This window comes from Streptomyces sp. NPDC001822, from assembly GCF_042892135.1.
Taxonomy (GTDB): domain Bacteria; phylum Actinomycetota; class Actinomycetes; order Streptomycetales; family Streptomycetaceae; genus Streptomyces.
In genome coordinates, this window is record NZ_JBIATW010000012.1 from 136192 (window position 1) to 160117 (window position 23926).

21 protein-coding genes, 1 pseudogene and 1 riboswitch are annotated in these 23926 nt (G+C 71.3%); of the genes and pseudogenes, 9 read left to right on the top strand and 13 right to left on the bottom strand.

Features of this window, described 5'->3' with window-relative positions:
• Nucleotides 1-49: 49 nt before the first annotated feature.
• Complete coding sequence (locus ACFYY2_RS25815) at nt 50-391, bottom strand: DUF6233 domain-containing protein (protein WP_388746894.1); 342 nt, start codon at nt 389-391, stop codon at nt 50-52.
• Nucleotides 392-574: 183 nt separating this feature from the next.
• Here ACFYY2_RS25815 and rlmN point away from each other — a divergent pair, with 183 nt between their 5' ends.
• The 4 genes from rlmN to ACFYY2_RS25835 all read left to right on the top strand — a co-directional run bounded on the left by rlmN (nt 575) and on the right by ACFYY2_RS25835 (nt 5769).
• Nucleotides 575-1681, top strand: a complete 1107-nt coding sequence (gene rlmN, locus ACFYY2_RS25820) for a 23S rRNA (adenine(2503)-C(2))-methyltransferase RlmN (protein WP_388746897.1) — start codon at nt 575-577, stop codon at nt 1679-1681.
• 119 nt (nt 1682-1800) lie between these two features.
• Nucleotides 1801-1917, top strand: a riboswitch (TPP riboswitch).
• A 71-nt stretch (nt 1918-1988) separates the two neighbouring features.
• Nucleotides 1989-3083 (top strand): thiamine ABC transporter substrate binding subunit, encoded by a 1095-nt coding sequence (locus tag ACFYY2_RS25825; RefSeq protein ID WP_388746900.1) that lies wholly within the window; start codon nt 1989-1991, stop codon nt 3081-3083.
• Between the two features lie 44 nt (nt 3084-3127).
• Nucleotides 3128-4744 (top strand): ABC transporter permease, encoded by a 1617-nt coding sequence (locus tag ACFYY2_RS25830; protein WP_388746903.1) that lies wholly within the window; start codon nt 3128-3130, stop codon nt 4742-4744.
• Nucleotides 4745-4746: 2 nt separating this feature from the next.
• A complete protein-coding gene (locus tag ACFYY2_RS25835; RefSeq protein WP_388746906.1) occupies nt 4747-5769 on the top strand; it encodes an ABC transporter ATP-binding protein in 1023 nt (340 codons plus the stop codon).
• A gap of 124 nt (nt 5770-5893) precedes the next feature.
• Here the strand turns inward: ACFYY2_RS25835 and ACFYY2_RS25840 are convergent, their stop codons facing one another.
• The 5 genes from ACFYY2_RS25840 to ACFYY2_RS25860 all read right to left on the bottom strand — a co-directional run bounded on the left by ACFYY2_RS25840 (nt 5894) and on the right by ACFYY2_RS25860 (nt 11126).
• Nucleotides 5894-7027, bottom strand: a complete 1134-nt coding sequence (locus ACFYY2_RS25840) for an LOG family protein (protein ID WP_388746909.1) — start codon at nt 7025-7027, stop codon at nt 5894-5896.
• A gap of 34 nt (nt 7028-7061) precedes the next feature.
• Nucleotides 7062-8225: a hypothetical protein gene (locus ACFYY2_RS25845; RefSeq protein ID WP_388746912.1), complete on the bottom strand. Its 1164-nt coding sequence runs from the start codon at nt 8223-8225 to the stop codon at nt 7062-7064.
• Nucleotides 8207-8944 carry an ABC transporter ATP-binding protein gene (locus ACFYY2_RS25850; protein WP_388746915.1) on the bottom strand — a complete coding sequence of 246 codons (738 nt, stop codon included), beginning with the start codon at nt 8942-8944 and terminating at the stop codon, nt 8207-8209. The genes ACFYY2_RS25845 and ACFYY2_RS25850 overlap by 19 nt, the downstream gene beginning before the upstream one ends.
• 311 nt (nt 8945-9255) lie before the next feature.
• Nucleotides 9256-10635, bottom strand: a complete 1380-nt coding sequence (locus ACFYY2_RS25855) for an aspartate aminotransferase family protein (RefSeq protein WP_388746918.1) — start codon at nt 10633-10635, stop codon at nt 9256-9258.
• Entirely contained in the window at nt 10620-11126 is a 507-nt protein-coding gene (locus ACFYY2_RS25860; protein ID WP_329040946.1) for an Lrp/AsnC family transcriptional regulator, read from the bottom strand. The genes ACFYY2_RS25855 and ACFYY2_RS25860 overlap by 16 nt, the downstream gene beginning before the upstream one ends.
• A 162-nt stretch (nt 11127-11288) precedes the next feature.
• Here ACFYY2_RS25860 and ACFYY2_RS25865 point away from each other — a divergent pair, with 162 nt between their 5' ends.
• Together ACFYY2_RS25865 and ACFYY2_RS25870 are read left to right on the top strand one after the other, a co-directional pair.
• Nucleotides 11289-12728: a gamma-aminobutyraldehyde dehydrogenase gene (locus tag ACFYY2_RS25865; RefSeq protein ID WP_388746921.1), complete on the top strand. Its 1440-nt coding sequence runs from the start codon at nt 11289-11291 to the stop codon at nt 12726-12728.
• A 280-nt stretch (nt 12729-13008) separates the two neighbouring features.
• Complete coding sequence (locus ACFYY2_RS25870) at nt 13009-13512, top strand: hypothetical protein (RefSeq protein WP_388746924.1); 504 nt, start codon at nt 13009-13011, stop codon at nt 13510-13512.
• A gap of 1 nt (nt 13513) precedes the next feature.
• Here the strand turns inward: ACFYY2_RS25870 and ACFYY2_RS25875 are convergent, their stop codons facing one another.
• The 6 genes and pseudogenes from ACFYY2_RS25875 to ACFYY2_RS25900 form a co-directional block, all read right to left on the bottom strand.
• Nucleotides 13514-14764, bottom strand: a complete 1251-nt coding sequence (locus ACFYY2_RS25875; protein ID WP_388747119.1) for a serine hydrolase domain-containing protein — start codon at nt 14762-14764, stop codon at nt 13514-13516.
• 117 nt (nt 14765-14881) lie between these two features.
• Nucleotides 14882-15600: pseudogene (locus ACFYY2_RS25880) on the bottom strand (response regulator); the annotation flags it as partial.
• Entirely contained in the window at nt 15597-16775 is a 1179-nt protein-coding gene (locus ACFYY2_RS25885; RefSeq protein WP_388746926.1) for a sensor histidine kinase, read from the bottom strand. The gene ACFYY2_RS25885 and the pseudogene ACFYY2_RS25880, both read right to left, overlap by 4 nt.
• Nucleotides 16775-17620, bottom strand: a complete 846-nt coding sequence (locus ACFYY2_RS25890) for an SAM-dependent methyltransferase (RefSeq protein WP_388746929.1) — start codon at nt 17618-17620, stop codon at nt 16775-16777. Before ACFYY2_RS25890 ends, ACFYY2_RS25885 begins: the two co-directional genes overlap by 1 nt.
• 13 nt (nt 17621-17633) lie before the next feature.
• Entirely contained in the window at nt 17634-18338 is a 705-nt protein-coding gene (locus tag ACFYY2_RS25895; protein ID WP_388746931.1) for a glycerophosphodiester phosphodiesterase, read from the bottom strand.
• A 22-nt stretch (nt 18339-18360) separates the two neighbouring features.
• Nucleotides 18361-19395, bottom strand: a complete 1035-nt coding sequence (locus ACFYY2_RS25900) for an adenosine deaminase (protein WP_388746934.1) — start codon at nt 19393-19395, stop codon at nt 18361-18363.
• Between the two features lie 118 nt (nt 19396-19513).
• Between ACFYY2_RS25900 and ACFYY2_RS25905 the strand changes: the two genes are divergently transcribed.
• Nucleotides 19514-20191: a DUF4190 domain-containing protein gene (locus tag ACFYY2_RS25905; RefSeq protein WP_388746937.1), complete on the top strand. Its 678-nt coding sequence runs from the start codon at nt 19514-19516 to the stop codon at nt 20189-20191.
• Nucleotides 20192-20324: 133 nt separating this feature from the next.
• On the opposite strand, the gene ACFYY2_RS25910 is transcribed toward ACFYY2_RS25905, so the two are convergent.
• A complete protein-coding gene (locus ACFYY2_RS25910; protein ID WP_388747122.1) occupies nt 20325-20864 on the bottom strand; it encodes an NADAR family protein in 540 nt (179 codons plus the stop codon).
• 218 nt (nt 20865-21082) lie between these two features.
• Here ACFYY2_RS25910 and ACFYY2_RS25915 point away from each other — a divergent pair, with 218 nt between their 5' ends.
• Together ACFYY2_RS25915 and ACFYY2_RS25920 are read left to right on the top strand one after the other, a co-directional pair.
• The gene (locus ACFYY2_RS25915) at nt 21083-22597 is read left to right on the top strand and encodes a gamma-aminobutyraldehyde dehydrogenase (protein WP_388746940.1); all 1515 of its coding nucleotides are present in this window, start codon (nt 21083-21085) and stop codon (nt 22595-22597) included.
• Nucleotides 22598-22645: 48 nt separating this feature from the next.
• Nucleotides 22646-23893, top strand: coding sequence for a spermidine/putrescine ABC transporter substrate-binding protein (locus ACFYY2_RS25920; RefSeq protein WP_388746943.1), 1248 nt, complete (start codon nt 22646-22648; stop codon nt 23891-23893).
• The last annotated feature ends 33 nt before the right edge of the window (nt 23894-23926 follow it).

The window sequence follows — 23926 nt, forward strand, 5'->3', positions numbered from 1 at the left end:
GGGCCCGCCGTCCACAGGACGGCGGGCCCCGTTTCCGTGCGCGCGGGGTTCACAGCACCCCGAGTTCCCTGTCCGGCCGGCAGTACGGGCAGGCTGTGACCCCGTCCTGGGTGAGTGCGCGCAGAGCCTGCTCCCGGGTCATGGCCTGTGTCCGCTTTCCGGCCATGCCGCAGTCGCCCGTGTGGACGGCGTCCGGCCGGTTCCCGTCGCCCGAGCGCAGCACGGACAGCTTCCATCCGGGCACCGTAGGCGGCAGCACACGCGCCGCCCGGACGGCGGAAGCCTCGCGTTCCTCCAGCTCGGCGATGGTCCGGTCGGTCCGGCCGAGCTGATAGGCCTGCCACTCGCGCACGATGCGGAGGCGGTCCAGACGGGAAAGGTTTTCGGACACGCATTCGATTCTAGGCCCCGGTGTTCCTCCGTGCGCACCTCGTGGCCGCCGTGCGATCGGTCACTGTCCTGCGGTCGGGCCGTGCCGCCATGGCCTGTCAGAGCCCCGCAGGCGCCCGCTGTGCGGCCCCGGGCCCGCCGGCGGCCGCTAGTACCACGGCGTGTCTGCGACACTGGATGAACCATGCCTAAGCCCGGAGAACTCACGTTTGTCGCGCCCCGCGGAGCCAAGCTGCCGCCGCGGCACCTCGCCGACCTCACACCCGACGAGCGCAAGGAAGCAGTCGCCGCGACCGGCGAGAAGGGCTTCCGTGCCAAGCAGCTGTCGCAGCACTACTTCACGCGGTACACGCACGATCCGGCGGAGTGGACCAACATCCCGGCCGGTTCGCGGGACAAGCTCGCCGAGGCGATGTTCCCCGACCTCATGTCGGTGATCCGCCACATCAGCACCGACGACGACACCACCCGCAAGACGCTCTGGAAGCTGCACGACGGGACGCTCGTCGAGTCCGTCCTCATGCGCTACCCGGACCGGGTGACCATGTGTATCTCTTCGCAGGCCGGGTGCGGCATGAACTGCCCGTTCTGCGCGACCGGGCAGGCCGGCCTCGACCGGAACCTGTCGACCGCCGAGATCGTGCACCAGATCGTGGACGGCATGCGCGCGCTGCGCGACGGCGAGGTCCCGGGCGGCCCGGCGCGACTGTCCAACATCGTGTTCATGGGCATGGGCGAGCCGCTGGCCAACTACAAGCGCGTGGTCGGGGCGATCCGGCGGCTGACGGACCCGGAGCCCGACGGCCTCGGGCTCTCGCAGCGCGGGATCACGGTGTCCACGGTCGGCCTGGTCCCCGCCATGCTGCGCTTCGCCGACGAGGGCTTCAAGTGCCGCCTCGCGGTCTCCCTGCACGCCCCGGACGACGAGCTGCGCGACACCCTCGTCCCCGTGAACACCCGCTGGAAGGTGCGCGAGGTCCTGGACGCCGCGTGGGAGTACGCGGAGAAGTCCGGCCGCCGCATCTCCATCGAGTACGCCCTGATCCGAGACATCAACGACCAGGCGTGGCGCGGCGACCGGCTGGGACGGCTGCTCAAGGGCAAGCGGGTCCACGTCAACCTCATCCCGCTGAACCCGACCCCCGGCTCCAAGTGGACCGCCTCGCGGCCCGAGGACGAGAAGGCGTTCGTGGAGGCCATCGCGGCCCACGGCGTACCGGTCACCGTCCGGGACACCCGCGGCCAGGAGATCGACGGGGCCTGCGGACAGCTGGCGGCCACCGAGCGCTGAGGAGGCCTCGGCCGGGTCCGGCGGTGCCGGCCCGGTGCTCCGGTGATCCCGCCAGTGACGCGGGATCCCGCCAGTGCCGGGTGATCCCGCCGGTGTAGCCTGGGCCGGAAGCCAACTTCATATTCCGACAGGGGAGCGCCACAGCGCTGAGAGTGCGGCACCGAGGACAGGTCGGCCGCAGACCCTCTGAACCTCGCCCGGGTCATTCCGGGTAGGAAGTTCGGACCTTACTCAAGCTGTTGCGCCCTGCCCGCTCGCCGAGCGGGTGGGGCCGCGTCTCTTCCTGGTCATCTCCAGGAGGAATCACATGAACACCACCACGAAGTACGCGGCCGCGGCACTCGCCGCCGCGCTCGGCGTGTCCGTGCTCGCGGGCTGCGGAGGCGCGGACGACAAGGGCGACGGCGGGGGAGGCACGGCCTCCAAGACCGTCACCCTCGTCAGCCACGACTCCTTCAACGCCTCGGACGCCGTCCTGAAGGCGTTCACGAAGGAGACCGGCTACACGGTCAAGGTGCTCAAGAGCGGTGACGCCGGAGCGGCGCTCAACCAGGAGATCCTGACCAAGGGGTCCCCGCGCGGCGACGTGTTCTTCGGCGCCGACAACACGCTGCTCTCCCGCGCCCTCGACAACGGTCTGTTCACGCCCTACAAGGCGAAGGGCCTCGAACGTGTCGCGGCCGGCACGCAGCTCGACGCCGGCAAGCACCGGATCACGCCCGTCGACACCGGCGACATCTGCGTCAACTACGACAAGAAGTACTTCGCCGACAAGCAGCTCGACCCGCCGCAGTCCTTCGACGACCTGCTGAAGCCCGCGTACAAGAACCTCCTCGTCACCGAGAACGCCGCCACATCCTCGCCCGGTCTCGGCTTCCTCCTCGGTACCGTCGCCGCCCACGGTGAGGACGGCTACCGGGACTACTGGAAGAAGCTGAAGAGCAACGGCGTCAAGGTCGTCGACGGCTGGGAGCAGGCGTACAACGAGGAGTTCTCCGGCTCCGCGGGCGGCAGGAAGGCCAAGGCCGACCGCCCGCTCGTCGTCTCCTACGCCTCCAGCCCGCCCGTCGAGGTGCTGTACGCCGATCCGCAGCCCACCGAGGCCCCCACCGGTGTGGCCACCGGCACCTGCTTCCGCCAGATCGAGTTCGCCGGCCTGCTGGACGGTGCGAAGAACGAGGCGGGCGGCAAAGCGCTGCTGGACTTCCTCATCAGTAAGCCGTTCCAGGAGGACATGCCGCTGAACATGTTCGTGAACCCGGTGGCGAAGGACGCGAAGCTGCCGGAGCTCTTCACGAAGTTCGGCGCCACCGTCGACGAGCCGGCGACCGTGGCCCCGGAGAAGATCGCCGAGAACCGTGAGCAGTGGGTCCAGTCGTGGTCCTCGCTCGTCGTGAAGTAGCCGCGCCTCCCGCGTGGCGGGGGAACGCGACGCGTTTCGGGCTGATGGCCCTGCCCGTCGCGTTCTTCGCGGTGTTCTTCGCCTACCCGGTCGCCGCGATCGTCGGCCGGGGGCTGAGGACGGACGGGGTCTGGCAGTTCGGCCGGATCGGGGCGGTGCTCGGCCGGTCCGACATCCTGGACGTCCTGTGGTTCACCACCTGGCAGGCCCTCGCCTCGACGGCGCTGACCCTGCTGGTCGCGCTCCCCGGCGCCTACGTCTTCGCCCGCTTCGACTTCCCGGGCAAGCAACTGCTGCGCGCCGTGGTGACGGTGCCGTTCGTGCTGCCGACCGTCGTGGTCGGCACCGCGTTCCTGGCGCTGCTGGGACGCGGAGGGCTCCTCGACGAACTCTGGGGCGTACGGCTCGACACCACGGTGTGGGCGATCCTGCTGGCCCACGTGTTCTTCAACTACGCCGTCGTCGTGCGGACGGTGGGCGGACTCTGGTCCCAGCTCGACCCTCGCCAGGAGGAGGCCGCCCGGGTGCTCGGCGCCGGACGTCTTGCCGCCTGGCGGCGGGTGACCCTGCCCGCGCTGGCGCCCGCCGTGGCCGCCGCCGCACTCATGGTGTTCCTCTTCACCTTCACCTCCTTCGGCGTCGTCCAGATCCTCGGCGGACCGGCGTACTCCACGCTGGAGGTGGAGATATACCGGCAGACCGCGCAACTGCTCGACCTCCCGACGGCCGCCGTGCTCACCCTGGTGCAGTTCGCCGCGGTCGGTGGAATCCTCGCCGTCCACGCCTGGACCGTGCGCCGCAGGGAGACGGCGCTGAAGCTGGTCGACCCCGCGCAGACCTCCCGGCCTCCCCGCGGCGCGGGCCAGCGGGTGCTGCTCGGCGGTGTGCTGCTCAGCGTGCTGCTGATCGTCCTGCTGCCGCTCGGCGTACTCGTGGAACGCTCCCTGGACACCTCCGCTGGTTACGGGTTCGCCTTCTACCGCGCGCTGCAGTCGGCCGACGCCAACGGCTCGACCTTCCTGGTGCCGCCGCTCGACGCCATCGGCAACTCCCTGCGGTACGCGCTGGTCGCGACCCTCATCGCCCTCGTGATCGGCGGCCTCGCCGCCGCCGCGCTGACCAGGCGGCGCGCGGGACGGCTGGTGCGGGGCTTCGACGCACTGCTGATGCTGCCCCTCGGGGTGTCGGCCGTCACCGTCGGCTTCGGTTTCCTGATCACGCTCGACGAGCCGCCGCTCGACCTGCGCACCTCCTGGATCCTGGTGCCTCTCGCCCAGGCGCTGGTGGGAGTCCCCTTCGTCGTACGGACGATGCTTCCCGTCCTGCGCGCGGTGGACGACCGGCTGCGCGAGGCCGCCGCCGTGCTCGGTGCCTCGCCGCTGCGCGCGTGGCGGGAGGTCGACCTGCCCCTGGTCCGCAGGGCGGTGCTCGTGGCCTCGGGCTTCGCGTTCGCCGTGTCGCTGGGGGAGTTCGGCGCCACCGTGTTCATCGCCCGCCCAGACAACCCCACGCTGCCGGTCGCCGTGGCCAGGCTGCTGGGACGCTCGGGCGAGCTCAACTACGGCCAGGCGATGGCCCTCAGCACGATCCTGATGCTCGTCTGCGCGGTGTCCCTGCTCGTGCTCGAACGCATCCGCACCGACCGATCCGGGGAGTTCTGAGAATGCTGGAAGTGGATGCGGTCACGGTCCGGTTCGGTGGGCGTACCGCCCTCGACGGCGTGGACCTGGAGGTCGCCGACCACGAGATCGTCTGCGTGCTGGGGCCGAGCGGCAGCGGCAAGTCGACGCTGCTGCGGGCCGTTGCCGGGCTGCAGCCCCTGGACGGGGGCCGCGTCCTGCTGGACGGCGCCGACCAGGCCCCGCTGCCGGTGCACCGGCGCGGACTCGGGCTGATGTTCCAGGACCACCAGCTGTTCCCGCACCGGGACGTCGGCGCGAACGTCGAGTTCGGGCTGCGGATGCACGGCGTCCCCCGCGCCGAACGCGAGCAGAGGGCCGCGGAGCTCCTGGACCTGGTCGGCCTGCCCGGCGCGGGCCGCCGGGCCGTCGCCTCCCTGTCCGGCGGCGAGCAGCAGCGGGTGGCCCTGGCGCGGGCGCTCGCCCCTCGCCCCGGACTCCTGATGCTCGACGAGCCGCTGGGCCAGCTGGACCGCGGCCTGCGCGAACGCCTCGTCGTCGAACTGCGCACCCTCTTCGGCCGGCTGGGCACCACCGTGCTCGCCGTCACCCACGACCAGGGCGAGGCCTTCGCCCTCGCGGACCGGGTCGTGGTCATGCGCGACGGCACGATCGCCCAGGAGGGCACGCCGCTGGAGGTCTGGCAGCGTCCCGCGTCCCCCTTCGTGGCCCGTTTCCTGGGCTTCGACAACCTGGTGGACGCGACGGTCACCGGCACGGCCGCCGACACCGTCTGGGGAAAGGTCCCGGTACCGGAGGGATCCCCTCAGGGCCCGTGCGAGCTGTTGGTCCGGCCCGGCGGTGTCCGGCTCGGCGCCCCACGGGACGGCCTGCGCTGCACGGCGGGCGCACGCACCTTCCGGGGGCACCACGTCAGTGTCGTCCTGCACCCCGACGAGGGGCCCGACCTGGAGGCGGAGTGCGCCCTCGGGGACACTCCGGAAGAGGGGGCCGTGGTGGGCGTGACCTTCGACCCCGCCGAGACGGTGGTCCTGCCCCGGACGTGACGGCCCGGCGGGTCCCGGCTCTCGCCGTCAGCGGCCGGGGACGCGGTGCGACCGGCCGGCGGGGCTGACGCCGTTCCGGCAGGCCGCGTCCGGCGGCCGATCCGGCCTGAGACCCGGGCCGGGATCAGCTCCCGGCGGTCGACTCCGTCAGCCGGGCCAGCGCTCCGGCGGCCTCCTCGACGGAGTCGACGAGCGCGATGCGCGACTCCATCGACCGGCCCGCCGCCAGCGCGCGCAGCAGCGGCCAGGCGGGCAGCTTCTCCGTCCAGTGCGCGCGGTTCACCAGCACCATGGGGGTGGGCGCGGACCGCGACTCGTAGTAGTTCGGCGTCGCGTTGTCGAAGATCTCCTGGACCGTTCCGGCGGCGCCCGGCAGGAAGATCACACCGGCGGTCGAACGGGCCAGCAGCCCGTCCTCGCGCACGGCGTTCGCGAAGTACTTGGCGATGTGGTCCGCGAAGGCGTTCGGCGGCTCGTGGCCGTAGAACCAGGTGGGTACCGCGACCGAGGAACCGCCGTCGGGCCAGCGCTCGCGCACCGTGAACGCCGCCGAGGCCCAGTCGGTGACCGAAGGACTGAACGAGGGTGCCGCGGCGAGGACTTCGCACGCCTTGAGCAGCATCGCGTCGGAGTGCGGGGCGGCGTAGGCGCCCAGATTCGCCGCCTCCATGGCGCCGGGTCCACCGCCCGTCGCCACTGTCAGGCCGGCGCGGGCCAGGTCCCGGCCGAGCACGGCGGCGCCCTGGTACTCGGCGGAGCCGCGCGCCATCGCGTGGCCGCCCATCACGCCCACCACCCGGGCGCCGGCCAGGTGTTCGTCCAGCGCGTCGGACACCGCGTCGTCGTGGAGGGCCCGCAGCATCGAGGCGAAGACATCGCCGTTCGACTTGGTCAGCTGGAACCAGCTGTACGCCCGCGCGTCCGGCGTCGAGGCGTATCCGCCCTCGGCCAGACCCTCGTAGAGCGCCTCCGGGGTGTAGAGCAGGCCCCGGTAGGGGTCGAAGGGCAGACCGGGTACCGGAGGGAAGACGAACGCGCCGTCCGCCCGTATCTTCGCCTCCGCGCGCGGTGCGATGCGGCAGCCGAGGAAGACCGCGCCACGCGTGTCGGTCCTGAGCAGCGCGTCGCCCCGGTCCGTCAGGTCGACGGACTGGACACGGTGCCCGGCCAGGGTTCCGGCCGCGACCGCGCGGTCGAATGCGGTGAGCGTCTCGATCTCGACGCCGGGTGCGTACGTACTCTCGTCCGGATTCTCCACGTGGCCATGCTACGTACCGCCGCGGCGGAGGAGGTCACTCCGTCAGAGGCAGGGCCGCCAGCACCGCGATCGCCCAGGTCAGCGGGACGAAGACGGCCAGCAGCACCAGCGCGCGCAGCGCGGCCGCGCTGCGGAGCGCGGAGGCGGGCGCGCCGAGGCGCAGCAGGGTACCGGCCGTACGGGCGCGGGCCTGCCTGGCTTCGAGAGCCGAGGTCAGGAGCGTCGCGGTGGTGCAGCCGATGACGAGGACCGCACCGAGCGCGGTGAGCGGGCCGAAGGGCCGGGGCCCGCCGGTGTACAGCACGGAGGCCGCGACGACCCCTGACACCACCGCGCAGAGGATGCCCAGCGGGCGGCCGATCCGCGTGGCCTCGTCCATGAGGACACGGCCCGCCAACAGGCGTACGGCCCCGGGGCGCACGGCCTGGAGCAGCCGCCCGCACAGATGGGTGAGGCCGGGGCCCGCCATGGCCAGGCCGATCGCCGTGAGGACCCACCCCGCAAGGACGGCCGCCGGAGTGGAGTCGAGCCGGCCGGGCAGCGGGAAGGGGCTGCCCGCCGAGCCTCGGCTGGCGTAGGCCTCGACCGCGAGACCGGCCGCCGTGAGCGCCACGCCCCAGGGCAGGCCCGTCGGTGTGGTGGCGGGGGCGAGTTCCTGCTCGGCCTCCTGGGCCTCGGAGGGCGCGACCGGCCGGGCACGCACCGCGAGTCCGCTCGCCGCGGACGCTGCCAAGGGCACCAGGGCCAGCAGCATGACGACCGCGGCGAGGGGCAGAGAGGTGCCCGCGCCCAGGAACTCCGCGGCGCCTCCGTCGAACGGCAGACCGGTGAGGTCCCCGCGCAGATGCAGGAAGAAGAGCAGGGCCACCATCGACCCCAGCGTCGTGGACACGGCGGTGGAGACCGCGGCGAGCGCCGCCAGCCGGACCGGGCCCAGGCCCGCGGCGAAGAGACCGGGGCGCGGGCGGGTGCTCGGATCGGTACGGGCCACGGCGACGGCGAACTGCACGGTCGCGGCCAGCGGTACGGCGCACCAGAGCAGCCGCAGGACGGAGCTCGTCGCGTCCGCCGGGTGCCCGGAGGCGTATCCGAGGGTGCACAGCAGCAGGAATCCGACCCCGGCCGACGCGGCGGCGAGGACCAGGCGCCGCATCAGGACCAGGGGGTGCGATCCACGGGTCAGACGGAGAGCGAGCACGCCGAGCGGCCTTCCGGGTCGGACGCGGCGGGCAGGGTGGTGGTGTTGACGCGGCGGCCGTCCAGCAGACCGATCACGCGGTCGGCCAGCGCGGCGACCTCCGCGTCATGGGTGGCGAGCACGACCGTGATGCCGTGCGACCGGGCAGCCGTGGTGAGGGTGCGCAGAAGCTGTGCGCGTTCGGCGTGGTGCAGGGACGCCGTCGGCTCGTCGGCGAAGATCACGGAAGGGGACGCCGTCAGCGCGCGCGCCACCGAGATCCGCTGGCGCTGCGCCTGCAGCAACGCGTGCGGACGCTTCTTGGCGAGGGGGCCGATGTCCAGCCGCTCCAGCCACTCGGTGGCGGCCTTCTTCGCGGCGCGGTGCGACACGCCCCGCAACAGCAGCGGCAGGGCCGCGTTCTCCCAGGTGGTCAACTCCGGGACGAGCTGCGGTTCGGCGCCGATCCAGCCGAACCGCTCGCGGCGCAGCTGCTCGCGCATCCTGGGGCCCATGGTGTGCACGGGAACGCTGTTGAACCACACCTCGCCCTGCTCGGGCACCAACTGGCCGGACAGGCAGTGCAGCAGGGTGGTCTTCCCGCTCCCGCGCGGGCCGGTGACGGCGAGGATCTCGCCGTCCCGCACTCCGATGGACACACCGGACAACCCCGGGGATCCGTTGTGGGAGTGGTGCAGGGAACGTCCCCAGATCACGTCGTTGTCGGGCGGGGCCACCATGGCGTACACCTCGGTTCGGTCAGATTTCCCGTTCCCCCGTACGGGGGAACGAATACAACGAGAACGCAGCCGTTCGGTCACTCGGCACGCTAGGCAGCCGGACCGGGGTGTCGGGACAGCACACGGCCCGGATGCTCCCCTTCTCACTCGAAAGGGTGCATCCGGGCCGTGTAAAGCGTATGAAGTGACTACCGGAGCGGTTCTCCGGTGGCCGGCCGCCGGTCAGCCGGGGGTCAGCTGCCGGTCGGCCGCCGGTCAGCTGTGAGCCGGACCGCCGGTCGGCCGTGCGTGAGCCGGGGTCCGGCTGTCGGTCAGAGCTTCGTCCAGGCCTCCGTCAGGACGGTCCGGAGGATGCCCTCGATCTCGTCGAACGTCGACTGGTCGGAGATCAGCGGCGGCGCGAGCTGGACGACCGGGTCGCCCCGGTCGTCGGCCCGGCAGTAGAGGCCGTTCTCGTACAGCGCCTTGGAGAGGAAGCCGTACAGGACGCGCTCGGTCTCCTCTTCGGTGAACGTCTCCTTGGTGGCCTTGTCCTTCACCAGCTCGATGCCGTAGAAGAAGCCGTTGCCCCGGACGTCGCCGACGATGGGCAGGTCGTGCAGCTTCTGCAGGGTCGTCAGGAACGCGTTCTCGTTGTCCAGGACGTGCTGGTTCAGGCCCTCGCGCTCGAAGATGTCGAGGTTGGCGAGGCCGACGGCGGCGGAGACCGGGTGGCCGCCGAACGTGTAGCCGTGCAGGAAGGTGTTGCCGCCGCGGTAGAACGGCTCGGCCAGCCGGTCGGAGATGATGCAGGCGCCGATGGGGGAGTAGCCCGAGGTCATGCCCTTGGCGCAGGTGATCATGTCCGGGACGTAGCCGAACTTGTCGCAGGCGAACATCGTGCCGAGGCGTCCGAAGGCGCAGATGACCTCGTCGGAGACGAGCAGCACGTCGTACTGGTCGCAGATCTCCCGCACCCGCTGGAAGTAGCCGGGCGGCGGCGGGAAGCAGCCGCCCGCGTTCTGCACCGGCTCCAGGAAGACCGCGGCGACGGTGTCCGGGCCCTCGAAGAGGATCTGCTGCTCGATCTGGTCGGCGGCCCAGCGGCCGAAGGCCTCCGGGTCGTCACCGAACAGGGGCGCCCGGTAGATGTTGGTGTTCGGCACCTTGTGCGCGCCGGGTACCAGCGGCTCGAAGGGGGCCTTGAGGGCGGGGAGCCCGGTGATCGACAGGGCGCCCTGCGGGGTGCCGTGGTAGGCGACCGCGCGCGAGATGACCTTGTACTTGGTCGGCTTGCCCTGGAGCTTGAAGTACTGCTTGGCGAGCTTCCAGGCGGTCTCCACCGCCTCACCGCCGCCGGTGGTGAAGAAGACCTTGTTGAGGTCGCCCGGGGCGTGGTGGGCGAGTCGCTCGGCGAGCTCGACGGCCTTGGGGTGGGCGTAGGACCACACCGGGAAGAAGGCCAGCTCCTGGCCCTGCTTGTACGCCGTCTCGGCGAGCTCGTGGCGGCCGTGTCCGGCGTTGACCACGAAGAGACCGGAGAGGCCGTCGAGGTAGCGCTTGCCCTTGTCGTCGTAGATGTAGGTGCCCTCGCCCCGCACGATCGTGGGAACGGGCGCGTTCTCGTAGTCCGACATGCGGGTGAAGTGCATCCACAGGTGGTCGTACGCGGTACGGCTGAGGTCCTTGCTCACGGCTATCGGGTTCCCCACATATAGGTCTGCTTCTTGAGCTTGAGGTAGACGAAGCTCTCGGTGGAGCGCACCCCGGGTATGGCCCGGATGCGTTTGTTGATCGTCTCCAGCAGGTGGTCGTCGTCCTCGCAGACGATCTCCACCATCAGGTCGAAGGAGCCCGCGGTCATCACCACGTACTCGCACTCGGCCATGGCCGACAGGGCTTCGGCCACGGGGTCGAGGTCACCCTCGACGTTGATGCCCACCATCGCCTGCCGCCGCAGGCCCACGGTGAGAGGGTCCGTGACGGCGACGATCTGCATCACGCCCTGGTCGAGCAGCTTCTGGACGCGCTGTCGTACGGCGGCCTCGGAGAGGCCCACGGCCTTGCCGATCGCGGCGTAGGGACGGCGTCCGTCCTCCTGGAGCTGCTCGATGATTGCGAGGGAGACGGCATCGACCGCTGGTGACGATCCGCTCCCGTTCCTGGAGTCTGCGCTACGGCTGGCCACGTCCCCACTGTGCACCGCTACTCGTCCGTCTGGCAAGCCTGAATCGATGAAATTCGTTGTTTGAGTGCTCGAATCTCACTGAATCCGAAGTTCACGGTGGTTGGGTATGTCGAAAGCGTCGCCCCACGGTTTAGGGTGGAAGTCTCACCCATCGGACAGTCGACAGGAGGGGTGGTTGTGACCACCGAGGTGCGCCGTCTGCGCAACTACATCAACGGAGAGTTCCGGGACGCCGCGGACGGGCGGACCATCGACGTGGTCAGCCCGGTGACGGAAGAGGTCTACGCGACCTCCCCCCTCTCGGGGCAGGCCGACGTCGATGCCGCCATGGACGCCGCCGCGGCCGCGTTCCCCGCGTGGCGTGACGTCACGCCCGCCGAGCGCCAGAAGGCACTGCTGAAGATCGCGGACGCCTTCGAGGAGCGCGCGGAGGACCTCATCGCGGCCGAGTCGGAGAACACCGGCAAGCCGCTGGAGCTCACCCGCACCGAAGAGATCCCGCCGATGGTGGACCAGATCCGCTTCTTCGCCGGTGCCGCAAGGCTGCTCGAAGGCCGCTCGGCCGGCGAGTACATGGAGGGCCTCACCTCCATCGTCCGCCGCGAGCCCGTGGGCGTGTGCGCCCAGGTCGCGCCGTGGAACTACCCCATGATGATGGCCGTGTGGAAGTTCGCCCCGGCGCTCGCCGCGGGCAACACCGTCGTGATCAAGCCGTCCGACACCACCCCGGCGTCGACCGTGCTGATCGCCGAGATCATCGGGCAGATCCTGCCCAAGGGCGTCTTCAACGTCATCTGCGGCGACCGTGAGACGGGCCGTGCGATGGTCGAGCACCCGACGCCGGCGATGGCCTCCATCACCGGCTCGGTGCGGGCCGGCATGCAGGTCGCGGAGTCCGCGGCCAAGGACGTCAAGCGCGTTCACCTGGAACTCGGCGGCAAGGCCCCAGTAGTCGTCTTCGAGGACGCCGACATCGCCAAGGCCGTCGAAGGCATCTCCGTCGCGGGCTACTTCAACGCCGGTCAGGACTGTACGGCCGCGACCCGCGTCCTGGTCCACGAGTCCGTCCACGACGAGTTCGTCACCGCCCTCGCCAAGGCGGCGGCCGACACGAAGACCGGCATGCCGGACGACGAGGACGTGCTCTACGGCCCGCTCAACAACGCCAACCAGCTCGCGCAGGTCAGCGGCTTCATCGAGCGGCTCCCGGCGCACGCCAGGGTCGAGGCGGGCGGCCACCGGGTCGGCGAGAAGGGCTACTTCTACGCCCCGACCGTCGTGTCCGGGCTCAAGCAGGACGACGAGATCATCCAGCACGAGGTCTTCGGCCCCGTCATCACCGTGCAGTCCTTCACCGACGAGACGCAGGCGGTCGAGTACGCCAACGGCGTCGAGTACGCACTTGCCTCCTCGGTGTGGACCAAGGACCACTCCCGCGCGATGCGGATGTCCAAGCAGCTCGACTTCGGCTGCGTGTGGATCAACACCCACATCCCGCTGGTGGCCGAGATGCCGCACGGCGGATTCAAGAAGTCCGGCTACGGCAAGGACCTGTCGGCGTACGGCTTCGAGGACTACACCCGCATCAAGCACGTCATGACCTCGCTCGACGGCTGAGCGCGACGCCGCGAGCAGGAGCGCCCCGCGCGGCTGCGCTCCCAGCCGTTCCGAGCAGCGGTGCCTCACCGACGGCCCCGGACCTCCCGGTCCGGGGCCGTTCGCGTGCCCGCGGGCGGGCGGCGGGATTCGCGGGCGGGCGACGGGATTCGCGGGCGCCTCGCGTGAAGCGCGGTCACCCCGGGTGCCGTGGGGTGCATGACCGGACCCCTGTTTTTGAACGCGTTCATGATGGGCGTAGCCTTCCTGCCATGAGCGAGCGCTGTCGCGGCGCATACGCGTGTGGCTGATCGTCTTCATCGTCTGCCTGGTGCTGAGCGGGCTGACCGCCTTCTCCCTGGTGCACGAACTCCGCTGGGCCGAGGACCTTCTGACGTCCCGGGCCTCTCCCTTCCCCGAACACCTTCCGGCCCTCACCGAGTGGATCACCAGGGTCCGGACCGGCCTCGACGAGGCCGACGCCGATTACCCCTTCGTGCTGTACGGCACCGACTGGCTGGCCTTCGCCCACCTGGTCATCGCCGTCGCCTTCTACGGTCCCTACCGCGATCCGGTGCGCAACGTGTGGGTGATCGAGTTCGGGATGATCGCCTGCGCGGGGATCATCCCGCTGGCCCTGATCTGCGGACCGATCCGGGGCATCCCCCTGTGGTGGTCGGTCATCGACATGTCCTTCGGAGTCTTCGGCGTCATCCCCCTGTTCGTCGTCCGGCGCATGATCAAGCGGCTGGAGGCGATGACGGTCCCGCCCGCCGTCGCCCCGCCCGCCCCGTCGCCGGCCTGACTCACGCGGCCGGCGGTGCCCCGAAGGCCGCCACGACGATGCCCATCGCCGTGCGGTTCGCGTCCTGCCCCTTCGCGTCCGTCGAGTTGACGCTGTAGACGAGGGTCCGGGACAGATCGCGGGTGGCCGCCAGCACCGAGTTGTAGCCGTAGCGGCCGCCCGTCTTCCCCCATACCCGGCGCCCGCCCAGAGTCATCGCGCTGAGACCGGCGCTGAACTGGGCGGGTGTCCCCGTCCCGTACGTCCGTACCGAGGGGTCCGGCAGGGTGAACATCTCCTCCAGCAGCGGACCGCGCACCACCTGCCCCCGGAACAGGGCCGTTGTGAAGCGCTCCAGGTCCGCGGTCGTCGAGATGATGTCCCCCGCCGCCCAGCAGTCGGTGGCGCCCCACACCGACACGTCCCGCAGCTCCGTGCCCCCCGACGGTGCGGGGAACGCCTGGTAGCCGTGGTTGTGCGGTCCGCGGATCCGGGCGTCGGTGCCCGGGAACGAGGTGGAGCGCAAGCCCAGCGGACGCAGGATGCGCAGACCCACCTGGTCGGCGTACGCATCGCCGGTCACCCTCTCGATGATCAGCCCCAGCACCGTGTAGTTGATGTTCAGGTAGTGCTGGCTCGTCCCGGGCGCGAACTCCGGCCGCTGCGCTGTGGCGGAGGCGACCATGTCACGCGGCGCGTGGAGGTCGAAGCGACGGGCGTACCTCTCCTCCAGGGTGTCGCCCGGCATCAGGGCCCCCGGTATCCCACTCGTGTGGTTGAGCAACTGCCGGACGGTCACCCGGCCGTACGCCGCCGGGATCAGCTCCGGGAGGTAGTGCCGCGCCGTGCGGTCCAGGTCCACCTCGCCCTCGGAGGCGAGTTGCAGGGCGGTGGCGGCGGTGAACACCTTGGTCACCGATCCGGCGCGGAAGCGTCCCCGCGGGTCCGCGGAGCGGTTCGAGACGAGGTCGTGCACGCCCGAACTGCCGTGCCAGCTGCCGTCGGTGCCGCCTACCCGCACCAGCGCCGCGGTGGCGTCCTTGCCCGGAAGTCCGGAGACCGCCGCTCTCAGGGCCGCGGCGTCCGCCGCCGGGACTCCGCGCGCGAGGACGACGGCCGACGGCGCCCGGTGCGCCGCGGCGGGTACCGCCACCGCCGGCACGGCCGGACCGGACGCGATGCCGAGGACCAGGGCGGTCGCCAGGATGCCGCGGGTGCGGGTGCGGGTGCGGGTGCGGGTGCGGGCGTGGGCGTGGGCGTGGGAGGGGATCATCGGGTGCCTCCAGGAAGGTGAAGCCGGTAACCGGCCGATGACTCCATCCTGTTGATCCGGTACCCCCGGCGGATCACCCGAGCGAGGGGTCCTGCGGGGGAGATCCGCTCCCCCGGCCGGGGGAGGCCCCCGGCGGCGCCTCCCTCCTGCGGGGGAGCCGCCGGACCCGCTCAGTCCGGGAGAGGTGCGACCAGCCCCGTCTCGTAGGCGCAGATGACCGCCTGGACCCGGTCCCGGAGGCCCAGCTTGGACAGCACGTTGCCCACATGCGTCTTGACCGTGTGCTCACTGACCACGAGCGCCGCCGCTATCTCGGCGTTGGAGAGTCCTCGTGCCAGGTGCAGCAGGGTCTCCCTCTCCCGGGCCGTGAGCGAGTCGAGCCGGTCCGTCCGGCGGGCCTGCCTGCCGACGGGCGGCCGGGAGGTGTACGCCGCGATCAGCCGGCGGGCCACGGACGGGGCGACCAGCGAGTCCCCGGCGGCCACCACCCGTACCGCGTGCACCAGATCGTCCCGGCGGACGTCCTTCAGCAGAAAGCCGCTCGCGCCCGCGTGCAGGGCCTCGTAGACATACTCGTCGGAGTCGAAGGTGGTCAGCATGATCGCGCGGCAACCGTCCTCGCCGGTGATCGCCCGGCAGGCCTCGATGCCGTCCAGCACGGGCATCCTGACGTCCAGCAGGACGACGTCCGGCCGTAGCGCGCGCACCGCTTCGACGGCCTGCGCACCGTCACCCGCCTCGGCGAGCACGTCGATGTCCGGCTGCGCGCCGAGGATCATCGCGAAGCCGCTGCGCACCAGCTCCTGGTCGTCGGCCACCACCACGCGGATGGTCAAATCCCCTCCCCCTGGACGGAGGTGGCGAGCGGGAGGACGACGTGGACCTGGTAGCCGCGGCCGTCCGGCCCGGCCCCGGACCGGGCACGTCCGCCGTGGGCGGCGGCCCGTTCCCGGATGCCGATCAGCCCCAGGCCGGTCGTGGTACCGGGCCCCCGGCCGTCGTCCGTCACGGTGACGGCCAGCTCGCCGGCGGTGTGGTGGAGCCGCACCGTCACCGTCCTCGCGCGGGCGTGCTTCACGACGTTCGTCAGCGCCTCCTGCACGATCCGGTGGACCGTGGTCCCCGTGTCGTCGGGAATCCGCCCCGGCTCCCCGGTCGACGTGAACTCCACGTGGAGGCCGCCGGATCGGACGCGTTCCAGCAGGGCCGGCAGGCCCGTGAGTCCGGGCTGCGGGGACCTCGGGGACGCCTCGGTCTCCGTACCGCCGTCCCGCAGCACACCCAGCATCCGGCGCAGCTGCACCATGGCGTCCCTCCCCGTCTCCGAAATGGCGTCGAAGGCGGCTTCCGCGCGCTCCGGAGCCGTACGCACCGCCACCGGGCCCGCCTCCGCCTGCACGATCATGAGGCTCACCGCGTGCGAGAGGATGTCGTGCATCTCCCTGGCGATCCGGGCGCGTTCGCGCGCGGCCGTCCGCTCGGCCTCGATCCGGTGCGTCACCTCCCGCTGCAGCGCACGGTCCTCCATCGCGCGGATGTACGCCTTGCGGGTGTGGATGTGGCGGCCGAAGGCGTAGGCCGCGGCGAACACGAACAGCGAGAACAGCAGCTCCCTGGCCTCGCCGGTGTTCAGCGCCACCGAGGGGAACACCACCGTGAGCACGAGCAGCCCGACCGCCAGCCGTCGTGCCGGTGAGGAGAGCTCCGCCACCGTGCAGAAGGCCACCAGTCCCGTGTAGGGCAGGGGCTGGCCGGGGCCGTCCACGGCGAAGCGGTACAGCGCGCCCGCCGTCAGGACCAGCACCAGCACGGTGACGGGCGCGCGCCTGCGCGCCACCAGCGGCAGCACGGTCAGCGTCGTCAGGCCGTACGCCGCCCAGGTGGCGGCGGGCATGCCGGCGGGGCGCGGCACCACGAACGGCATGGTCACCGCCGCCTGCACGACCAGCGCGATTCCGGTGTCGGTGGCCCACGCGCCCCGCGGGAGCCACCGCGCCCGGGGTCTCGGCATCAGGGTTTCCGGCCGACCGCGCCGAACTGCGCGACCTCGGGATTGCGCGCGGTGGAGCCGGACCGCCAGCGGGAGCAGGACACGATGCCCGGTTCCAGGACGTCCAGGCCGTCCAGGAGGGAGGCGAACTCGGAGCGGCTGCGCGCGGTGATCGGCGGTGTGGCGTTCTCGTTCCAGAAGCGCATCGCGGCCTCGTTGCCGCCGCCGCCCAGTTCCAGCGTCGGGTGGGTGAGCACCAGATGGCTGCCGGAGGGCAGCGCGTCCATGAGCGTGCCCACGATGCGCCGGGCCTCGTCCGTGTCCAGGACGAAGTTGAGGATGCCCAGCATCATCACCGCGACGGGCCGGCCGAGGTCCAGGGTGCGTCCGGCGAGCCGCAGGATCAGCTCCGGGTCCCGGGCGTCGGCCTCGACGTACTCGGTGGCGCCCTCGGGCGAACTGGTGAGCAGGGAGCGGGCGTGGGCCAGCACGATCGGGTCGTTGTCGAGGTAGACGACACGGGCTTCGGGCGCCGTGTGCTGGGCGACCTCGTGGGTGTTGTCCGCCGTCGGCAGGCCGGTGCCTATGTCCAGGAACTGGCCGATGCCCGCGTCCCCGGCCAGATGACGCACCACCCGGCCCAGGAAGGCCCGGTCCGCGCGCGCCACTTCGCCGATGCTCGGATACATTCCCGTCACCTGCTCGCCGACGACGCGGTCCACGGGGAAGTAGTCCGTGCCGCCCAGCCAGTAGTTCCACACACGGGCGTTGTGGGCGATGTCGGAACGGACACGGGCTGGGACCGTGCGAGGGCTGGACTCGGGCACGACTGCTCCTGGGATCACGGACGGTACGGCACCGACCATGATGCCGGACCGATCAAGTGCGTCCGCCTGCGCGTGAGTTGGCGAGCTCGGAGCGCAGTGCGCCGATGCGGTTCGTCGTGATCGAGTCGGCGCCGCACGCGATCAGGCGCCGCATCGTGCGCCGGGTGTCCGCCGTCCAGGCGGAGACCAGCAGACCGTCGCCGTGGACCCGGTCGGTGATCTCGCGGCTGAGCAGACCGAACCGGTAGTTCAGCCAGCGCGGCCGCACCGCGTCGAGCAGCACGGGACGCGGCGGTGCGAGCGTCGTCCAGGTCAGCGCGATCTCCGCCGACGGATCGGCTGCCCGTACGCGCAGCATGGCGTGCGTGTCCGCGCAGTAGTACACCTTCTCCCGCGCCCCGCAGTCGCGGACCGCGCCCACGGTCCGCCGCACGGAACCGTCGGTCGAGCCGGGAAGATCGACCATGACCCGGCAGGCACCGGCGGCGGACAGCGCCTCCTCCAGGGTGGGCACGCCGCCGCCGGTCCGCTCCTCCAACTCCTGGTGGTCCAGACGGTCGACGCGGACGTCGTGGCCCCACAGCCGCTCCAGAGTGGCGTCGTGGAGCAGGACCGGCACGCCGTCCCGGGTGACGCGGACGTCGATCTCGACCGCGTCCGCGCCCCGTTCCACGGCGGACCGGATCGAGGGCAGGGTGTTCTCGCGGGCACGGTAGGGATCGCCGCGGTGGGCCACGGCGGTGACGGTGGTGGTCATGGGGCCATTGTGACCGCGAGGTTCACCGGCCGGGAGCCCCCAGCCAGTTCGTCGTGTACGTGTCGATCTCGGCGGCGAGCGTCCGCTTGCCCGCCGGGTCCAGGTACGACGCCTCGACGGCGTTCTTCGCCAACGCCGCCACCCCGCGCTCGTCCAGGGACAGGAGCCTGGCCGCGACCGCGTACTCGTTGTTGAGATCGGTGCCGAACATGGGCGGGTCGTCGCTGTTGACCGTGACGAGCACGCCGGCCTGGACCATCTCCCTGATCGGGTGCTGTTCGATGTCGGCCACCGCGCGCGTGGCGATGTTCGACGTCGGGCAGACCTCCAGGGCGATCCGGTGCTCGGCGAGGTGGGCCAGCAGCTTCGGATCCTGCGTGGAGCTCGTGCCGTGGCCGATGCGCTCCGCGCGCAGCGCGGTCAGCGCGTCCCAGACGGTCTGCGGGCCCGTGGTCTCCCCGGCGTGCGGCACGGAGTGCAGGCCCTCGGCGATCGCGCGGTCGAAGTACGGCTTGAACTGCGGGCGGTCCACACCGATCTCCGGCCCGCCCAGACCGAAGGAGACGAGCCCCTCCGGCCGCAGGTCCACGGCCAGCCGGGCCGTCTCCTCGGCCGCCTCCAGCCCGGCCTCACCCGGAATGTCGAAGCACCAGCGCAGGACGACGCCGAGCTCGGCCTCGGCGGCCTTCCGCGCGTCCTCGATGGCCTCCATGAAGCCGACCTCGGGAATGCCCCGGCGGGTCGAGCTGAACGGCGTGACGGTCAGTTCGGCGTACCGGATGTTCTGCCGCGCCATGTCACGGGCCACCTCGAAGGTCAGCAGCCGGACGTCCTCCGGGGTGCGGATCAGGTCCACCACCGAGAGGTACACGTCGATGAAGTGCCCGAAGTCGGTGAAGGTGAAGAAGTCCGACAGCGCCTCCGGGTCCGTGGGTACCTTGGAGTCGGGGTGGTGGGCCGCCAGTTCGGCCACGATGCGGGGCGAGGCGGACCCGACGTGGTGGACGTGGAGCTCTGCCTTGGGCAGCCCCGCGATGAAGGGGCGCAGGTCGTTCATCGGAATCTCCCGGATCTCGTGTTCCCGCCGGGCACACCGGCTGCACCGATCATCGTAGGCGGGGCCGTGCGGCCCGGTGCCGGGTCGTAGCATGGCGGCATCACGATGGGGGAGGCCCATGTCAGACAACACACAGCAGCCCGGTGGCGGGGGCGCGCCGCGCGATCCGTGGGCTCCGCCGGACAGCAGGGTCGATCTGGGGAAGTCCGCGGAGCCACGCCCGCCGGCGGTGCACGACCAGCCCACGGTCACGGCCATGCCGGGCGCGGACGCGGGCACCGGGCCGATACCGGCTCCGCCGGCCGGCGCCTTCGGCCCTCAGCAGCCCGGCGTGCCCGCGCCGCCGATCGCACCGACCGGGCCGGGGCAGCCCGCCCAGTACGGCTACCCGGCGGCCCCCGCCGCGCCCACGGCGTCCTACGGCTACCCGGGATACCCCGGTTACGGAGGACAGCCGCAGGGCTGGGGGGCTCCGGCCCCCGCGAACGGGCTGGGTATCGCCGCGATGGTGCTCGGCATCATCGCGGTGGCCGGCTTCTGCATGTGGGGACTCGGCATCATCCTCGGCATCCTCGCCCTGATCTTCGGCATCATCGGCCGGGGCCGGGCCAAGCGCGGGGAGGCGACCAATGGCGGCATGGCTCTGGCCGGGATCATCCTCGGGTCGATCTCGATCGTCATCAGCGCCGTCTTCCTCGGCTTCCTGATCTGGGCCATCGCCAACGACGAGTCGGGCGGCGAGTTCGACTACGACGACCCGTACGCCACCTCACTGGTCGTCGGCGCCACCCGCTGACCCTGCGGGAGGCGCGCCCTGCCGGCGGACCGCGTGCCGTCCGCCCCGGGGACGACAGGCTGTCCGCCGGCGGGCGGCATCCGGACACCGCGCCGGCCCGGGCGGGGAGGACCGTCTCCCCGCCCGGGCCGCGTCACCCCGCGCGCAGCCGCGAGCGCGCCTCCATGAGCGCGAAGCCCAGCAGATTGAGCCCCTGCCAGGATGCCGGGTCGGAGACGCGCGGGTCGTCCTTGGCGAGTCCGATGCCCCATATCCGGTCCAGCGGACTCGCCTCGACGAGCACACACTCCCCGGTGCCCAGCAGGTACGCCCGCAACGCGTGGTCCTGGCCGAACTTGTGGACGCTGCCCGCCACCACCAGGGCGAACCGCTCCTGGTCCCACACCTCGCCGTCGAAGTCCCGGACGAGCCGGCCCACCTTCTTGGCCGCCGCCGGGCTGCTCGCCGCCAGGGCCTGTCGCTCCGCCTCCGCATCACCGAAGAGCCGCGCCTTGCCGGCCATCATCCAGTGCTCGGCCGAGGCATAGGACACGCCCTCGACCGTGAACGGCGAAGGCCACCACTGGCTGAGGCAGCTCGCCCCGAGAGTGCCGTCCGCGCGGGGCCGGTGCCCCCAGAAGGGCAGGTACTTCACGTGTTCACCGCGTGCCGTGCGTGCCAGGAGGTCGTCCATGTGTTCCTGTCCCATGGCAGCCGAGTCTGACATCCGCCACTGACAGTCGGTATGGGGATTTCCGTGTTCACGCGACACATCGTCGACAGATTCCGTCGCGTAACCAAAAGGAAACAACGGAATCACTTGTTGGTAGAGGTCCCCTCTGTCAGGATCGGCACTCAATTCGAGAAGAAGCTACGCCGCCCCTGGTCAGGGGGGTGGCGGAGGAGAGCGTCATGGGCAACGGCTTCCAGGTGCAGGACCGCTTCGCCGAGGGTGCGCAGTACATCGGCGGACGGCTGCGAGCAGGCACGTCGGGGCGCCACCAGGAGGTGGTGAACCCGGCCACGGGCGAGACGGTGTACCGGTACGAACTGGCGGGCACCGACGACGTGGACGCCGCGGTCGCCGCCGCCCGCGCGGCCTTCCCCGGCTGGTCGGGAACCACCCCCGCCGAACGCTCGGACGCCCTGCACCGATTCGCCGCCGTACTCGCCGCCCGGGCCGACGACTTCGCGTTCGCCGAATCCCTGCAGTGCGGCAAGCCCGCCAAGCTGTCGACCGAGTTCGACGTGCCCGGCACGGTGGACAACACCGCGTTCTTCGCGGGCGCCGCCCGCCACCTGGAGGGGAGGTCCGCGGCCGAGTACAGCGGTGACCACACCTCGTACGTGCGCAGGGAGGCCATCGGGGTGATCGGCTCCATCGCCCCGTGGAACTACCCGCTCCAGATGGCCGCCTGGAAGATCCTCCCGGCCGTCGCGGCCGGCAACACGATCGTGCTCAAGCCCGCCGAGATCACCCCGCTGACCTCCCTGATGTTCGCGCAGGCGGCGACGGAGGCGGGCATCCCCGACGGCGTGATCAACATCGTGTCCGGCGCCGGACGTGACGCGGGGGAGCACCTCGTCGGGCACCCCGACGTCGTGATGACCTCCTTCACCGGCTCCACCGCGGTCGGCAGGCGGGTGGCCGAGATCGCCACGGCCACCGTCAAGCGCCTGCACCTTGAGCTCGGCGGCAAGGCGCCCTTCGTCGTGTTCGACGACGCCGACCTCGACGCCGCGGTGAACGGCGCGGTCGCCGCCTCGCTCATCAACACCGGCCAGGACTGCACGGCCGCCACCCGCGCCTACGTCCAGCGTCCGCTGTACGACGCGTTCGTGGCAGGCGTCGCGGCGCTGATGGAGACCGTGCGGCTCGGCGACCCCTTCGACCCGTCGACCGACCTCGGCCCGCTCATCAGCCGTCAGCAGCGCGACCGCGTGGCGGGTTTCGTCGAGCGCGCCCGTGCCTACGCCACCGTCGTCACCGGCGGAGAGGCCCCGGGCGGCGATCTCGCCGCGGGCGCCTACTACCGGCCCACCCTGATCACCGGCGCGGCCCAGGACAGCGAGGTCGTCCGCTCGGAGATCTTCGGCCCGGTCCTCGTGGTGCTGCCCTTCGACGCCGACGACGAGGGAATCCGTCTCGCCAACGACACCCCGTACGGCCTCGCCGCGTCCGCCTGGAGCCGCGACCTGTACCGGGCCAACCGCGCGACCCGTGAGATCGCGGCGGGCTGCGTGTGGATCAACGACCACATCCCGATCATCAGCGAGATGCCGCACGGCGGCTACAAGGCCAGCGGCTTCGGCAAGGACATGTCGTCGTACTCCTTCGAGGAGTACACGCAGGTCAAGCACGTCATGTACGACAACACCGCGGTGGCCAGGAAGGACTGGCACCGCACCGTCTTCGGGGACCGATAGCAAGCGGCCGCCGGCAGGCGGCCCCACCCACCCGGAAGGGCAACGCGTATGGAGCAGTACGAGCCCGAGCGCCTCTCCGCGCCCCAGCTTGCCGCCATGAGGCGCAGCCTCCGAAACGGCAGGGGAGCCCTCACCCGCCGTTCGCTCCTGCGGGCGTCCGGCGTGGGCGCCCTCGCGCTCGGCGGCCTCGGCACGCTGAGCGCGTGCGGCATCCCGCCGGCGGAACGGCAGGGCGACGCCCCGGCGTCGGACGACCACTCGGCGGCGGAGAAGCGGATCAACTTCTCCAACTGGACCGAGTACATGGACGTCAGCGAGGACGAGAAGAGCCGCCCGACCCTCGACGCGTTCACCAAACGCACCGGGATCGAGGTCAAGTACACCGAGGACATCAACGACAACGTCGAGTTCTTCGGGAAGATCAAGCCGCAGCTCGCGGCCGGCCAGGACACGGGCCGCGACCTCGTCATCGTCACGGACTGGCTCGCCGCCCGCATCATCCGCCTCGGCTGGGCGCAGAAGCTCGACCCCTCGAACCTCCCGCACGCGTTCGCGAACCTCTCGCCCCAGTTCCGCACCCCCGACTGGGACCCCGGACGGGCCTACTCCTACCCCTGGACCGGCATCCCGACGGTCATCGCCTACAACCAGAAGGCCACCGGCGGCCGCAAGGTCGACTCCGTCACCCAGCTGCTCGACGATCCCGCGCTCAAGGGGAAGGTCTCCTTCCTGTCGGAGATGCGCGACTCGGTCGGCATGACGCTCCTCGACATGGGCAAGGACCCCGGCTCCTTCAGCGACGCCGACTACGACGCCGCCATCGGCCGCATGCAGAAGGGCGTCGACAGGAAGCAGATACGCCGCTTCACCGGCAACGACTACACCGCCGACCTCAGCAAGGGCGACATCGCGGCCTGTGTGGCCTGGGCCGGCGACATCATCCAGCTCCAGGCCGACAACCCGGACATCAAGTTCGCGATACCGGGGGCCGGTTACATCACGTCGAGCGACAACATGCTGGTCCCGGCCAGGGCGCGGCACAAGACCAACGCCGAGAAGCTCATGGACTACTACTACGAACCCCCGGTGGCCGCCCGGCTCGCCGCGTACATCAACTACGTCTGCCCGGTCGACGGCGTCGCTGCGGAGCTCGCGAAGATCGACGAGGCGATGGCCTCCAACACGCTGATCCTGCCCGACAAGGCGATGGCCGCGAAGTCGCGGGCCTTCCGCTCCCTCAGCTCGGAAGAAGAGACGGCGTACGAGGAGAAGTTCGCCAAGCTCATCGGCGCCTGACAGGCCCGCCCCTCCCGATCTCCCCCGACACCA